The organism is Actinoplanes sp. NPDC026619, assembly GCF_040638295.1.
In the GTDB taxonomy this organism is placed as follows: Bacteria; Actinomycetota; Actinomycetes; order Mycobacteriales; family Micromonosporaceae; genus Actinoplanes.
Genome location: NZ_JBEZYA010000005.1, coordinates 247,685 through 262,702, shown reverse-complemented (window position 1 = coordinate 262,702; position 15,018 = coordinate 247,685). Strand labels below are relative to the sequence as shown.

Genomic DNA, 15,018 nt, shown 5'->3' with positions numbered 1-15,018 from the left:
ATGACTTCGGTTCTCTTCACCCACGGCCGCTTCTATTCCGCCGCCGACCCGCGGGCCACCGCCATGCTGGTCCGCGAGGGACGCATCGCCTGGCTCGGCGACGCGGGCGACGCCCCGGCCGCCGACCGGCGGATCGATCTCGAGAACGCGCTGGTGACACCGGCGTTCGTGGACGCGCACCTGCACGCCACTGACACCGGCCTGGCGTTCGACGGCCTCGACCTGTCCGGCGTCCGGTCCCGCGAGGAGTTGCTGGCGCGGGTGTCGGAGTTCGCCGCGACCCGGCCCGCGGACGGTGTGGTGCACGGTCACGGCTGGGACGAGTCGACCTGGGCCGACCAGAGGGTGCCGACGGCGGAGCAGCTGGAGAGCGCGTCCGGCGGCCGCCGGACGTACCTGTCGCAGGCCAGCGTGCACTCGGCCCTGGTCTCGACGTCCCTGCTGGGCGCGGTCGAGGACAGCGACGGTTCCGGCTGGGTGCGGGAGCAGGCCCACCATGCCGTACGCGCGGTGGCTCTCGGGTCGCTGACGCCGGCGCAGCGCACGGCTGCCCAGCGCACCGCCCTGGCCCGGGCGGCGTCGATGGGGATCGCCGCGGTGCACGAGTGCGCCGGTCCGGGCACGTCCAGCGAGGACGATCTGCGGTCGGTGCTGGCGCTGAGCGGGCAGGGACTGCCGAAGGTGTTCGGTTACTGGGGTGAGCTGGGCGGCGCGGAGCGGGCCCGGGACCTGGGCGCGGTCGGCGCGGCCGGCGATCTGTACGCGGACGGCGCGCTGGGTTCGCGGACGGCGTCGCTGCGGCACCCGTACCACGACGGCGAGAACGGTCTGGGCGAGGCGTTCGTGACCGCCGAGCAGGCCGCCGAGCACCTGCTCGACTGCATGCGGCTGGGTGTGCAGGGCGGCTTCCACGCGATCGGCGACGCCGCGATCGAGACGATCCTGGACGGTTTCGTGATCGCCGCCAAGACCGCGGGCGTCGACGAGGTCCGGGCGGCCGGGCACCGCATCGAGCACGTCGAGCTGATCGACAAGCCGATGATCGCGCGGATGGTGGAGTTCGGCGTGACCGCGTCGGTGCAGCCGGTCTTCGACGCCCTGTGGGGCGGCCCGAGCCGGATGTACGCGCAGCGCCTGGGCGTGGAGCGGGCCCTGGCCAGCAACCCGATCGGGGCGATGCACGCCACCGGGGTGACCCTGGCGTTCGGCTCGGACTCGCCGGTGACGGCGCTGGACCCGTGGTCGGTGGTGGCGGCTGCGGCGGCCCCGCGCAACCCGGTCTACCGGATGACGGTGCGGGCCGCGTTCGCGGCGTCGACCCGCGGCGGCTGGCGGGCGGCCCGCGTCGACGGCGTCGGGGTGCTGGCGCCGGGCGCGCAGGCCACGTTCGCGGTGTGGGAGACCCCCGGCGGCATGCAGGGTGGCCTGCCGGACCTGCTGGCCGGCATCGAGGGCGTGGTGCCGGCGCGGCCGGTGTGCCGCCGCACGGTCCTGGCCGGCGAAACGATCTTCGAAGCGTAAGCGAACAGAGGGAGCGGCAGGGTGGCCGGGAAGCTGAATCTGGATGCGCGGGTCGTCGCGAAGGCACGGCGGCTCGCAGTGCGGGCGGGTCAGCCCGTCGTCGACCTCGCCCGGTCACACACGACGGTGTCGGTGGAACGGGCCGTGCTGCGGCTGGCCGGCGTGCACGGCGCCGACTCCGACGGGATTCCCTGGGTGAACCGCCTGGTGGACGCGGTGCGCGCGGATGTCGGGCTGGGCCACGGGGTGGCGCTGCCGGTGTTCCACGCGATGCGGGCGACCGGGGTCGACGACATCACGGTCCTGGCTCAGAAGGCAGCGGCGGGAGCGGTGCGGTTCGACGTACCCCTCAAGCAGGCGGAAGCAACAGCGGCCCGGCGGGCCGCGAGAAGGGCGACCGGCGACGGCCTGAAGATCGTCGATCGGCGCCGGGCCGAGCGGGACCGGCTGATCAAGCGGTACGGCGATCCGCAGCAGCGTCCGTGGATCTATCTGATCGTGGCGACCGGCGACATCTACGAGGACATCCCGCAGGCGCAGGCGGCCGCGCGGGCCGGCGCCGACATCATCGCGGTGATCCGCTCGACCGGCCAGTCGCTGCTGGACTACGTGCCGGAGGGCGCGACCCGGGAGGGTTTCGCCGGCACCTACGCCACCCAGGAGAACTTCCGGCTGATGCGGGCGGCGCTCGACGAGACGTCCAAGGAGCTGGGGCGTTATGTCCGGCTGACGAACTACGCGTCCGGGCTGTGCATGCCGGAGATCGCCGCGCTGGCCGGCATGGAACGCCTGGACATGATGCTCAACGACTCGATGTACGGCATCCTGTTCCGCGACATCAACCCGATCCGCACCTTCGTCGACCAGCGCTTCTCCCGCCAGGTCCACGCCCGTGCCGGCATCATCATCAACACCGGCGAGGACAACTACCTGACCACCGCGGACGCGGTCGAGGCCGCCCACACGGTGACGGTGTCGCAGCTGCTCAACGAGTTCTTCGCGCACGAGGCCGGGCTGGCCGACTGGCAGCTGGGCCTGGGCCACGCCTTCGAGATCAACCCGGACCTGCCGGACTCGTTCCGCCTGGAGCTGGCGCACGCCCTGCTGGCCCGCGAGCTGTTCCCGGACGCCCCGCTGAAGTGGATGCCGCCGACCAAGCACATGACCGGCGACGTGTTCCGCGGCAACCTGCTCGACGGCTTCTTCAACCTGGTCGGCGCGCTGACCGGCCAGGGCATCCTGCTGGTCGGCATGATGACCGAGGCGGTGGTGACGCCGTGGCTGTCGGATCGCGACGTGGCCCTGCAGAACGTCCGCTACGTGCTGAACGGCGCCGGCAACCTGCACGAGGACTTCGTCCCGGCGCGGGGCGGCTTCATCCAGCAGCGGGCGAAGCAGGTCCTGTCCGAGGCGGTCGACCTGCTCGACAAGATCGTCGACGACACCCTGCTCAATGCCATCGCCGACGGCACTTTCGGCATCATGAAACGCCCGGCGAACCGCGGCAAGGGCCTGGACGGTGTCGCCGCCCACGAAGACGGCTACTACAACCCGGTGACCGAGGCCCTGGAGTCCCGTTGAGGACAGACAGAAGGCAGATCTTGCGGTTTACTTGCACGGAATACCGTGTAAACCGTCTGGAGTCTGCCAGTGTTACGTAGTTTCCGCGTCGCGAACCACCGGTCGCTGCGCGATGAGCAGGAATTGCTCCTGATGCCGGTATACGACGCCCAGGGGCCGGTGGTTTCGGTGGTCGCCGTGTTCGGCGCCAACGCCTCCGGCAAGTCCAACCTGCTCGACGCGATCGCCTGGATGCGCACGGCCGTGCTCGACTCGTTCCGGGTCTGGGAGGCCGGTTCCGGTATCCCCCGCACCCGCTACCGCCTCGACGCCGACGAGACCAAACCTTCCGAGTTCGTTGCCGACCTGATCCTCGACGGAGTCCAGTGGGTGTACGGATTCTCGGCGACCAGCGAGGCTGTTCAAGAGGAGTGGCTGCACAGCTACCCGCAGGGCCGGAAGCGGGTCATCTTCGAGCGCGAGAGCCAGAAGATCGAGCTGGGATCGACCATTCCGGAACGTCGCAGCCGCGGCGAGATACTTCGCAGCCTCCTGCGCGAGAACGCTCTGCTGCTGAGCACTGCCGTGCAGCTCAATTTGAAGGAGGCCGAACCGGTCTATCACTGGTTCCGTCGGCAGTTGCTTCTGCCGAACGTTCTGGAACCGCTGATGCACCGGCGGATCCGTCTGCCGTTCCTGATCGCGTCCGCGTTGGCCCATCATCCGGAGTTGGTCGATCTGATCAAGGCGGCGGACATGGGCATCTCTGGTCTGACCGTCGACGAGCCAACACCCGGGTCGGGCCGGACGGCGCCGGAGGTGAAGTTCCTTCACGGTCCTGACTCGGTGCCGTTGGACCTGTCCGACGAGTCCGAAGGCACCCTTGCCTGGACCGAGCTGCTGACCGTGGCGCTCGACGCGCTCGGCGGCGGGGCGGTCCTCGTCGTGGACGAGATCGACGCCAGCCTCCATCCGCAGCTGACGGCTCGGCTCGTCGAGCTGTTCCGCAGCCCCGAGACCAATTCCTCCGGTGCGCAACTGCTGTTCACCACCCACGACGCCACGTTGCTCGGCACCAATCTCAATGCCGACGTGCTCCGCCGCGACGAGATCTGGTTCGTGGAGAAGAAGCCCGACGGCGCCTCCACCCTTTTTCCGCTTTCGGACTTCCGCCCTCGAAAGGGAGAGAACTGGGAACGCCGTTACCTGGTCGGGAGCTATGGCGCGGTGCCGGAGGTCTACGAAAGCACCCTCGTCAATCGGGTCCGGAATTTCCGCGAAGAAGGCCACCATGACGCGGTGTGACGCAACTCGGAGTCGTCGTGCCCTTGGCCGTGCGGAGCGACGTAGCTTTCTCGTCGTGATCGGTGCGGAACGCACCGAGACCGATTACCTCGACGGAATGCGCGGGCATCTTGCCACCGTTCGGATGAGGCTCGTCGAAAAGCCCGCCGCCCCGGATCAGCTCGTGGAGTACACCCGCGACAACTTCGTCCTCAGCGACTTCGACGAGGTCTGGTGCGTGACCGACGTCGACAGCTACGAGCGGGAGGGTGGAAAGGTCACGGCTGCGCTCGCCCTTGCCAAGAAGGCCGGCATCAACGTGGCCGTCTCTGATCCGTGCTTCGAGGTCTGGCTGCTCCTGCATCACGAGGACTGTTCGGCGCACTGTGCCAACTGCGGCGCCGTCGAACGGAAACTCCGCAAACGCGTGCTCGCCTACGACAAGGCGCGTCTCAACTTCCGGCACTTCGCCGGCGGCCTTGATCAGGCCGTCGAGCGGGCTCGGAAGCTCGAACCCGGCCGCAATCCGTCCACCGGTGTGTGGCGGCTGGTCAACGCTGTACTGGAGAGAGAATGACGATCATCCGGCCCTACGGGGACACCACCGGGGACGGGATGGTGCAGCTGTCTTTCACGCTGCCGATCCCGCACGACAAACGCGCCGAAGGGGCCGCGCTTCAGCTTGCCGGGAAGATGGGCATGGACCCGGCGATGCTGGTGCACGCCAAGCAGATGGGCGACGGGTTCACTTTCTTCGTCGTCTACGGGAAGGTCAACCATCTCGTCGACACCGAGAAGGTGGTTGTCGTCGAGCGGGACTTTCCGCTGCTCAGCGCGAAAGAGGTCAACGCCGTGATCAAGCGGCGGCTGCGGCGGCGGCTCAACGTCGTCGGGGCGTGCATCGGCACCGACGCGCACACCGTCGGGATCGACGCCATCCTCAACCTCAAGGGCATTGCGGGGGAGAAGGGCCTGGAATATTACCGGGAGCTGTCGGTCACCAACATGGGCGCCCAGGTCTCGGTGCCGGACCTGGTGGAGACCGCCCGGGAGCAGAAGGCCGACGCCGTCCTGGTGTCGCAGGTCGTCACCCAGCGCGACGCGCACCTGCAGAACACCCGCGCCATGTCGGCCGCCTTCCGCGAGGCGCTGCCCGCGGGCAAACGGCCGCTGCTGATCGTCGGCGGTCCGCGGTTCGATGAGCTGATGGCCGGTGAGCTCGGCGTCGACCGGATCTTCACGCGCGGAACCACCCCGCGCGAGGTCGCCTCCTATCTAGTCCATGCCATCGTCGGCCCGTCCGACCACCCCGCCGCCACCCTTGACTCGACTGAAGGCCATCTCTGATGATCACCGTCACGCACCGTCGCTACGTTCCGTACTCGCACGCCCACTACGCCGGCAACCTCGTCGACGGCGCCTACTCGCTCGGCCTGTTCGGCGACGTCGCCACCGAGGTGTGCATCCAGCTCGACGGCGACGAGGGCCTGTTCGCCTCGTACGACGACGTGCAGTTCAAGGCCCCGGTGCAGGCCGGCGACGTCCTGGAGATCACGGCGACCGTGGTCAAGATGGGCACCCGCTCGCGGAAGATCGCGTTCGAGTCGAGGGTGGTCTGCCGAGGCACCGGCGGTTCGGCGGCCCAGGTGCTCGACGAGCCGATCGTGGCGGTCACCGCCACTGGCACGGTCGTCGTGCCAGCGAAGGCATGACCGCCTGCACCGAGCGGCACTCAGCCGCACCGCGGAACGGCGTCGCGGGCGAGGGCCAGAAGGGCATGCCGAAGATGAGCACAGTGTGACCGCCTGCACCGAGCGGCACTCAGCCGCACCGCGGAACGGCGTCGCGGGCGAGGGCCAGAAGGGCATGCCGAAGATGAGCACAGCATGACGGCCGCCGTTTGCGTCGACGTCGGGTCCACGTACACCAAAGCCGCCCGGATCGATCTCGCCTCGGGTGAGCTGACCGGCCGGGCCGAGGTGCCGACGACCTCCGCGACCGACGTCCTGGCCGGGCTGGATGCGGCCGTCGCCGCCGTCGGCGGCTCCGCCGATCAGCTGTACGTCTGCAGCAGTGCCGGCGGAGGTCTGCGGCTCGCCGTCGTCGGCTACGAGTCGCTGGTCACCGCGGAGGCCGGGCACCGGGTCGGCCTGTCCGCGGGCGCGCAGGTCGTGCACGTGGCCGCCGGGCCGCTCACCGGCGCCGCCGTCGCGTCGCTGCGCGCGGCCCGCCCGGACGTGATCCTGCTCGTCGGCGGCACCGACGGCGGCGATTCCTCGGTGCTGCTGCACAACGCCGGTCGCCTTGCCACCTCCCGGCTGCGGGTCCCGGTGGTGGTGGCCGGCAACGCTTCGGCCCGGTCGGATGCGGCCGATCTGCTCACCGGCCGGGGCATTGCGGTGACCGTGACCGCCAACGTCCTGCCGAAGATCGGCGTCCTCGACCCCGGCCCGGCCCGCGCGGCGATCCGCGCCGTCTTCCTCACCCACGTGATCGGCGGCAAGAAGCTCTCCCGCGGCCGCCGCTTCGCCTCCCTGGTGCGGGCGGCCACCCCGGACGCCGTGCTCGCCGGGGTCGAGCTGCTCGCCGACCTCACCGGCGCCGGCGTCCTGGTCGTCGACGTCGGCGGGGCCACCACCGACGTCTACTCGGCGCTGCTGCCCGACGCGGAGGCCGAGAACGGGCCGCAGCGCGACGTCGCCGGAACCCTCTGGAGATCCAGAACTGTGGAGGGTGACCTGGGCGTAGCTGTCGGTGCCGGCGGCACTGTGGCTGCCGCCACAGTCGAGAAATTGGCACTTTCAACCATCGAAAACGGCCCGTCGGCGGAGCGTGACCGGGATCTCGCCGCCGCCGCGGCCACCATCGCCTTGCGCCGGCACGCCCGCGGTCACTCTCCGGGACCGGGCCGGCCGCGCACCGGCGGCCGCGATCTGCGCGACGTGCGGCTCGTCGTCGGCTCCGGCGGGGTGCTTCGACACGGTGGCGGCGGATATGTCCTGAACGCTGTGCTCGGCGACACCGCCGGCGGCTGGGCGGCGCCGGCCACCGCCCGTGTCGTGATCGACGAGCGGTACGTGCTCGCCGCCGCCGGCCTGCTGGCCTCCGATCATCCGCAGGCCGCTTCCGCTCTGTTGAACACGCTGTAACCCGAACGGGTACGGGACATGACACGCCGGGGTACGCGACACGCCCAAGGGCGGAAGTGGTGGTTGACAGGCGGGCGGGTGCCGGACGTACCTTCTTCAGGTCCTGAGCACGGCAAGCGATCGATGTCTTCTTTCTCCCTCCGCCCACTGGCCGCAGTCCTCGCAGGGGTCGCGCGTTCAGCCAGGTCCAGGGGGTGGGGGTCGGCGGGGCGGCAGCGGACCGATCGCAGCGTCGGTGGGGCAGGGGGTCGTACCGGCACCAGTAGACAACGGCTCGGCGGGGGCATCCAGTCCGCGGCGCGCCGGTCCGAAGGCGTACGTGACCACTCGCTGACCCACCGGCCGTGCCCGGGAGCGCACGGAGCACCCGGGGGCGCGGCCGTCTTTCGGTCGCGCCTTCCCCGTTCCCGCAGTTCCGCGGGCCTTTGTTGCCCGGTAGCCTTCCGCGGGTGGAAATGACGCTGCAGCCCCCGGTCGCGCCCCAGGTCAGCGCACCGGCCCCCGGCCCGGCCCCGCTGCGGCTCACGTACGCCCTGCCGCTCGCTCTGCTGGCCGGCGCGGCGTTGCTGGTCGCCCTCCCGCCGTACAACCTGTGGTGGCTCTCCCCGGTCGGGGTGGCCCTGCTCGCCGTGGCCACCCACCGGCGCCGCCTGCGGGCCGGCCTCGGCCTCGGCTTCCTGGCCGGCGTCGTGCTGTTCTTCCCGCTGCTCAACTGGACCAGCTTCGCCGCCGGCTGGCTGCCCTGGGCGCTGCTGGCCACGGCCGAGGCCGCCTACGTCGGGCTGACCGGCCTGGCCACCGCCTGGCTGTCGCCGCTGCTGGACCGGCGCCGGGCGCTGTGGCCGCTGGTCCTCGGCCTGCTGTGGGTGACTCAGGAGGCGGCGCGCGACCGTTTCCCGTTCGGCGGCTTCCCGTGGGGCCGGCTCGCGTTCAGCCAGGGTGACGCACCGGCCCTGCGCCTCGCCGCGTACGGCGGCGCCCCGCTCGTCACGTTCGCCGTGGCCGCCGCCGGTGGCTGTCTGGCCGCCCTGGTATGGCAACGGCCGTCCCGAAGCGCTCTCGGCTATCTGGCGGCCCTCGCCGCCGTCGTCGTGGCACCGGCCGCCCTGCCCGTCGGGGACAGCTCCGGCCCGACCAAGGTCGTCGCCATCGTCCAGGGCAACGTGCCCCGCCTCGGCCTCGACTTCAACTCCCAGCGCCGGGCCGTGCTCGACAACCACGTCAACGCCACCCTGCGGCTCGCCACCGAGGTCAAGTCCGGCGCCCAGAAGCAGCCCGACCTGGTCATCTGGCCGGAGAACTCGAGCGACATCGACCCGCTGCAGAACCAGGACGCGGCCCAGGAGATCGCCTACGCCGCCGACACCATCGGCGCGCCCATCCTGGTCGGCGCGGTGCTGCGCACCGACAACCCGGCCGACATCAAGAACGCCGGCATCCTCTGGAACCCGGTCACCGGCCCCGACCTCACCCAGACGTACGTCAAGCAGCACCCGGTCCCGTTCGCCGAGTACATGCCGCTGCGCTCGATCGCGAAACTCGTCTCCGACAAGGTCGACCTGGTCAAGAACATGCTCGCCGGCGACCACACCGGCGTGATCAGGACGGCCGGGCTCACCCTCGGCGACGTGATCTGCTTCGAGGTCGCCTACGACGGCATCGTCCGCGACACCGTCACCGGTGGCGCTCAGATCCTCACCGTGCAGACCAACAACGCCACCTTCAACGCCGCCGAGGCCGAGCAACAGCTGGCCATGGTGCGGCTGCGCGCCGTCGAACACGGCCGGGCGGCCTTGATGGCCTCCACCGTTGGGGTGTCGGGATTTGTCGGAACCGCCGGAGACGTGCATGACGAAAGCGGATTCAATGAGGCATCGGTGATGGTGCGCGCAATGCCCCTGGGCGGATCGCGTACGCTGGCCACTCGCTTGGGCGTGTGGCCCGAGATGGCGGCGGTCGCGCTGACGGTTGCCGCCCTGGCCGGAGCGCTCGTGCTACGGCGTAAACGGCGGACCAGTAGGAGCAACGGGGACGTGAAGGCGGAGACACGGTGAGCGAGGCGGAAGGCTACCCGGGAGTGGGACGGGTCCTCGTGATCATCCCGACGTACAACGAGGCGGAGAACATCCGCAAGATCACCAGCCGGGTCCGCACCGCCGTCCCGGACGTCGACATTCTCGTCGCCGACGACAACTCACCCGACGGCACCGGCGGCATCGCCGACGAGCTCTCCACCGCCGACGATCACATCTTCGTGCTGCACCGCACCGGCAAGGAAGGCCTCGGCGCCGCCTACAAGGCCGGCTTCGCCTGGGCCAAGAACAAGGGGTACGACGCGGTCGTCGAGATGGACGCGGACGGCTCGCACGCCCCCGAGGAGCTGCCGAAGCTGCTCGACGCGCTGCGCGACACCGACGCCGTGCTCGGCACCCGCTACATCCCCGGCGGCAGCGTGCACAACTGGCCGCTGCACCGGCTGCTGCTCTCCCGCGGCGGCAACATCTACATCCGGATGGCGCTGGGCATGCCGTTCCGCGACGCCACCGGCGGCTACCGCGCCTACCGGATGCCGGTGCTGGACGCGATCAACGTCGACACCGTCGCCTCCACCGGCTATTCGTTCCAGGTCGAGCTGGCCTGGCGCAGCTACAAGAGCGGGTTCCGGATGGCTGAGGTGCCCATCACGTTCACTGAGCGCGAACACGGCGTGAGCAAGATGAGCGGCAACATTTTCAAGGAACAGCTGGTCAGAGTCACTGTGTGGGGGTTGGCCGCCCGCCGCGACGCATTGATGAGCCGCCTCGGCCGCCGGCCGCGCCAGAGTTCCACCTGGCCGTGACCGGGCACCGGAGTGTCATGCTTGCTGAAGTCGGCGTGACACCCGGGAGGTCCGCATGCAACGTCGAGGAATAGCCCTGGTGCCAGTGGGTCTGGCCGTGCTCGCGGTGGCCGAGGTCATCGTGTTCCTGAGCGTGGCCCACGCGATCGGCGGCGGCTGGGCGCTGCTGCTGCTCGCTGCCTTCGAGATCACCGGCATGCTCCTGCTGCGCCGCGAGGGCATCAAGGGCTGGCGTGCCTTCCGCGCGGCCGCCGCCGAGGGCCGCCCGCCCGGCGCCCAGGTCGCGAACTCGCTGGCCGGCCTGGCCGGCGCCCTGCTGCTGGCGATCCCCGGCTTCATCACCTCCGCGGCCGGCCTGATCCTGCTGATCGGCCGTCCGGTCGCCCGCCGGGCGATCGAGCGCTTCACCGAACGCCACGTCGGCGGCGCGGTGGCCGACGACCTGTTCGGCCCCCGCCGCGTCCGGGTCCGTCGGGGCGAGCCGGTGGTCGTCGCCGAACACGACGACACCCCACCCGTGCACACCCCGGCCGCCGCTATCGAGGGAGAGGTCATCGAGGGCGAAGTCCTTCGCTGACGCCTCCCGTAGAGACAACTTCCGCAGACACGACGAAGGCCGACCCGGGCGGGTCGGCCTTCGTTTTTGTTCGGTGCGGTTCGGTCAACGGCCCCGGCGGGTTCGCACCTCTTGGAGGCGCTCGTTGAGGATGTCCTCGAGTTCCGAGATCGACCGCCGCTCCAGGAGCATGTCCCAGTGGGTACGCGGCGGCTTTGCCTTCTTCTGCTCCGGCTCGTTGCCGTCCACCAGACGGGCGACGCTGCCGTCGAACTTGCACTCCCAGGTGGTGGGCACCTCGGCGTCGACGGCGAACGGCACCTCGAACTGGTGACCCTTGACGCACAGGTACTCTCGGGTCTGCCGGGGCGCCAGCTCGGTGTTGCGGTCGGACTCGTAGCTGACTGCGCCAAGACGGCTGCCGCGCAGCATGCGTTCGCCCATGATCGGCTTTCCCCTCGCTCGTGGTGCTGCTCTCGTTGGTGTAACGAAAGGGGCGGCCGCGGGATTCCGACGGTCGCCAAAAGCTCTGTCCCACCGTTGTGACGGCGGTGTTAACTCTACGAGCGTAACCGGCGACGGCCCTTACCGGTCGCCGCCCGCCCCCGTCGAAGTGGACCTTGGTCCACTTTACGGTGTTATGCGTGTTCTGCAGGTACTGCGATGTCGGTCACTCGTCCGGTTACCCGGCACATCTCGACCTCGTTTCGCTGCTCGCCCGGAAGTATTCGTCCGGTGGTCGCCGAAACTGAGAACAGTTCAGCCAGGCTTCACCTGCCGCCCGCACCATCCTCCACCAGCGGGGTGCGAAAGCGCCGCCGGGATCCGACAGCCTCGATCCGGCCCGGCCGCGCCCGCCCGCTGCGGGGCAGCAGTGACAATTCGCACTCCGCGCCGCCCGGATCGCGCTGGCAGCCGGCGGCGTCGTGTTCGGCGGCCTCGCGAACGCCTGCGGCCCGCCGCGCGGACCCGCCGCTGCCCGCTACCGGCCCGTGCCACGATGGACCCGCCGCTGGGCGTACGCGGCCGTCGCGCTGCCGGTGATCGGCTGGGCCGTGCCGCACGGGCTCTGGGTGCTCGGCGTTCCGGTAGGCATCTGCGCCGCGGAGCTCGACGACATCCACCGAAGCTTCTCGACGCCGACCGGGCTGGCGATCACTCTCGTCCCGCCGCTCGCCGGCCTGCTCGTGCTCGGGCCGGCGCAGCGGTGGGGAGAGCAGTTCCCGCGGTGGGCGCCTCTGCTGCACGGCCGGCCGGTTCCCCGGCTGCTGGCGGTGGCCCCGGCCGGCCTCGTGGCGATCGCGCTGATCACCTACGGAGCGCTGAGCGTCGCGGTCTTCGCGAAGCAGCTGCTCGCCGGCGACCAGAACTGGTCCGACGGATCCGGACACTCCCGCAGTGGGTGCGCGAGCGCGGGCGATCCACCAGCGGGCCACCAGTCGCAGGCCGCGCCCGCTGACCCTCGTGATACCAGCCAAACAGTTCCACGCCGCCGGCGCCGTAGCGCTTCGCGCGGATCGTCCTCAGCCGGCGGCGGGGGCTGTCTCCGGGGTGGTGGCGCGGGTGGGTTGGGCTGGTGTTGGTTGGGGGCGGGTGCCCAGGGAGGCGAGGGCCGACGCGAGGTCGCTGACCTGGGTGGACAGCTGGGCGGCGCGGGTCTGGGCGGCCTCGGCCTCGGCGCGGGCGGTGGCGAGGCGGCGTTCCAGGTCGGCCACGTCCTGGGTGGCGCGGTCGGCGGTGCGCTTCAGGTCGTCGCGGGCCCGGACGGCGGCATCGCGGTCGGCGGTGGCCGCCGCCAGGTCCTGACGGACCGCGGCGATCTCGGTTTCGGCGTTGCTGCGTGCGGTTGCGGCCTCCTTGCGTACGCCGGAAAGCTCCTCCGTCAGCTCCCGCTGCGCCGCCTTGAGATCGTCGCCGGCCTGGCGGAGTTCCTCGGCTCGGGTGGTGGCGTTCTGTGCCTCGGTGACCGAGGCGGCCAGGTCCCGTTCGATTCCGTCGCGTTCGCGGCGGACCTCCCGCAGTTCGCCGCTGACCGTGGCCAGCTCGTCGCGGGCCGACTCGCGGAAGGCGGTCAGTTCGTCGCGGGCGGCGTCGCGTTCGGACTCGGCGCGTTCGCGCAGGGCGGCCGCGGCGGTGGCCTCGCGGCGGGCGTCGTCGCGCTGGGCGGTGGCTTCCTCGGCGTTCTGGACGGCGGCGCCGGCCTTGCGGTCGGACTCCTCGGCCTGCTGGCGGGCCTCGTCGCGCTCGGCCACCGCGGCCGCGGTCAGTTGCTGGGCGGTCGCTACGGCCGAGTCGGCGCGTTCGGAGTCGCGGCGGGCGTCGTCGCGTTCGGTGTGTGCGGCGGCGATCTGCCCGGACGTCTCGGCGCGGAGCTCGGCCAGCTGGCGTTCCACGCCAGCCGGGGAGAGTTCCGAGTGCAGGGCGTCGGTGAGGGTCTCGACGAGCTGGTCGAGCCGGTCGACCACCTCCCAGGTGCGGGCCACCTGCCCGGCGAGGCCGGGGGAGGACCGGTGCCGCATCCGGCTGGCTCGGGAGGCCCGCTGGCACTCACTGTCGTTGTCGCGGCAGTACCGGAACGGCCGCCCGGCCGAGGACCGCTGCGGGACGGGGCGTCCACAGTGGCCACAGGGACGGGTCTCCAGGGTGGCGTCGTTGTCGCTCATCGCCTGATCACCCTAGGCGCGCAGCCGTCGGGAGCCACGCCACCACACCGGCGCGATTTTCCCCGGACTTCATCATCCTAGGACGCTCTAGGCGGCGTGCGCGCCATCACGCGCCCGCGCTCCAAACCGAAGATCAAACCAAAAAGGAATCAACGACCAGCCACCTTTGACTTTGGGCGAGTTGGTCGGCCGGCGAGCCCTCATCAGGGGTGCGATGACGAGGACGATCGCGGCCCGAGGGGTGACGCCGGATCCCTTGAGAGCGCGGACCACGACTTTAAGGATGTCGGGCAGGCTGCCCGTAGAAGCCCACGGACCTGGACGCCGAAGAATCAGCAGCGACGGTGGGGTGAGGGATCGGGGCCTGGCCGGAACGGCCGGGGCCTGGTGGGTCAGGTGGGGAGGACCTCGTCGGCCCAGCGGGTTATGGCCGTCAGTACCGGGGCTCGGCCGGCGAACATGGCTTCCAGGTCGCGCTTGTCGTAGGCGGCTTTGCTGGGGTTGGGCTGGGCGGCGTACATCAGCATGCGGGGTGCCAGCCAGAAGTATTTGGCAGCGCCGGTGGTGCGGACGGCTCGCCGGACCAGAGTGGGGTCGACGGTGGCCATTCCCTTGGCGTAGGCGTCCGTGACGGTGGTCAGGACCTCGTCGAGGTGGGTGATGTCGATGAGGCCGTCGAGGAAGGTGTCGAGGGCGAGGTTGGCGGCGTCCTCGCCGATGGCGCCGGGGCCGGTGTAGGCCCAGTCGATCAGGGCGGGGCCGTGGTCGGTGACGATCAGGTTCATCGGCCAGACGTCGTGGTGGCAGAGGGTGCGGGGGAGTTCGTCGGCGAGGGCGAGCAGGGTGTGCCGGTTGTCCCAGAGGCGGTGTAGTGCGTCGCGTAGTGGGGCGGGCCAGGTGGCGAGGGCGACGGGGTGGTTCCAGTCGAGGTCGTCGGTGACGGGCTGGGCCAGGGTGTAGTCGCGTAGCCAGTCGCGGGCGAGCCAGTCGTAGGTGGGTGGCTGGTCGAGCCAGGTGGCCTGGGCGGCGCCGAGGCGGTGGGCGAGGTCGGCGAGGTCGGCGGGGGTGCTGGCCTGGCCGGGGGTGCCGGCTACGTCCTCGATCCATAGGGCCGCGATGTCGCCGCGATCGTCGATGGAAAGCAGGCGTGGGGCGGTGACGTGGGGGAATGCGGTCGTGGGGAGCTCGGCGGCGTACGCGTCAAGCTCTCTTCTCCAGTAGTTGAAGTGGCCGGGGTCGGTGCTTGCGGCGAGGTGGGGTGCGGCGCCGTCGCGGCCGGAGGTGGCGACTTTGAGGATGGCGGTGCCGGTGTCGCGGTGGACGCGCCAGACGCCGCCGGTGACTTCGTTGGCGGTGCTGTGGGTGAGTTCTTCGGCGGTCCAGCCGGGGCGCAGGAATCTCGTCACTGCGGCAGCTTAGCCGACCATGATTCTGCCCTAGACAACT

At 70.7% G+C, this 15,018-nt stretch carries 13 protein-coding genes; 10 read left to right on the top strand and 3 right to left on the bottom strand.

Annotation, left to right across the window (positions count from 1 at the left end; all coding sequences use genetic code 11):
* From AB0E90_RS14220 to AB0E90_RS14175, 10 genes are all read left to right on the top strand, one after another.
* Complete coding sequence (locus tag AB0E90_RS14220; RefSeq protein ID WP_360403956.1) at positions 1-1,521, top strand: amidohydrolase family protein; 1,521 nt, start codon at positions 1-3, stop codon at positions 1,519-1,521.
* 21 nt (positions 1,522-1,542) lie between these two features.
* A complete protein-coding gene (locus AB0E90_RS14215) occupies positions 1,543-3,102 on the top strand; it encodes a lysine 5,6-aminomutase subunit alpha (protein WP_360403953.1) in 1,560 nt (519 codons plus the stop codon).
* A 132-nt stretch (positions 3,103-3,234) separates the two neighbouring features.
* Complete coding sequence (locus tag AB0E90_RS14210) at positions 3,235-4,386, top strand: ATP-binding protein (RefSeq protein ID WP_360403950.1); 1,152 nt, start codon at positions 3,235-3,237, stop codon at positions 4,384-4,386.
* Between the two features lie 55 nt (positions 4,387-4,441).
* A complete protein-coding gene (locus AB0E90_RS14205; RefSeq protein WP_360403947.1) occupies positions 4,442-4,942 on the top strand; it encodes an RloB family protein in 501 nt (166 codons plus the stop codon).
* A complete protein-coding gene (locus tag AB0E90_RS14200; RefSeq protein WP_360403944.1) occupies positions 4,939-5,712 on the top strand; it encodes an OAM dimerization domain-containing protein in 774 nt (257 codons plus the stop codon). Before AB0E90_RS14205 ends, AB0E90_RS14200 begins: the two co-directional genes overlap by 4 nt.
* On the top strand, positions 5,712-6,077 hold the full coding sequence (locus tag AB0E90_RS14195; protein WP_360403941.1) for a hotdog domain-containing protein: 366 nt from the start codon (positions 5,712-5,714) through the stop codon (positions 6,075-6,077). Before AB0E90_RS14200 ends, AB0E90_RS14195 begins: the two co-directional genes overlap by 1 nt.
* A gap of 174 nt (positions 6,078-6,251) precedes the next feature.
* Positions 6,252-7,514 (top strand): glutamate mutase L, encoded by a 1,263-nt coding sequence (locus tag AB0E90_RS14190; protein WP_360403938.1) that lies wholly within the window; start codon positions 6,252-6,254, stop codon positions 7,512-7,514.
* Positions 7,515-7,969: 455 nt separating this feature from the next.
* Positions 7,970-9,568 carry an apolipoprotein N-acyltransferase gene (gene lnt / locus AB0E90_RS14185; RefSeq protein WP_360404375.1) on the top strand — a complete coding sequence of 533 codons (1,599 nt, stop codon included), beginning with the start codon at positions 7,970-7,972 and terminating at the stop codon, positions 9,566-9,568.
* Entirely contained in the window at positions 9,565-10,353 is a 789-nt protein-coding gene (locus tag AB0E90_RS14180) for a polyprenol monophosphomannose synthase (RefSeq protein WP_360403935.1), read from the top strand. The genes lnt and AB0E90_RS14180 overlap by 4 nt, the downstream gene beginning before the upstream one ends.
* 55 nt (positions 10,354-10,408) lie before the next feature.
* Positions 10,409-10,930 carry an FxsA family protein gene (locus AB0E90_RS14175; RefSeq protein WP_360403932.1) on the top strand — a complete coding sequence of 174 codons (522 nt, stop codon included), beginning with the start codon at positions 10,409-10,411 and terminating at the stop codon, positions 10,928-10,930.
* Between the two features lie 84 nt (positions 10,931-11,014).
* Here AB0E90_RS14175 and AB0E90_RS14170 read toward each other — a convergent pair whose 3' ends face one another.
* From AB0E90_RS14170 to AB0E90_RS14160, 3 genes are all read right to left on the bottom strand, one after another.
* Complete coding sequence (locus tag AB0E90_RS14170) at positions 11,015-11,353, bottom strand: RNA polymerase-binding protein RbpA (RefSeq protein WP_133877974.1); 339 nt, start codon at positions 11,351-11,353, stop codon at positions 11,015-11,017.
* A 1,079-nt stretch (positions 11,354-12,432) separates the two neighbouring features.
* Positions 12,433-13,572, bottom strand: a complete 1,140-nt coding sequence (locus AB0E90_RS14165; RefSeq protein WP_360403928.1) for a serine/threonine protein kinase — start codon at positions 13,570-13,572, stop codon at positions 12,433-12,435.
* A 392-nt stretch (positions 13,573-13,964) separates the two neighbouring features.
* Positions 13,965-14,978: a phosphotransferase gene (locus tag AB0E90_RS14160; protein WP_360403925.1), complete on the bottom strand. Its 1,014-nt coding sequence runs from the start codon at positions 14,976-14,978 to the stop codon at positions 13,965-13,967.
* Between the last annotated feature and the right edge of the window lie 40 nt (positions 14,979-15,018).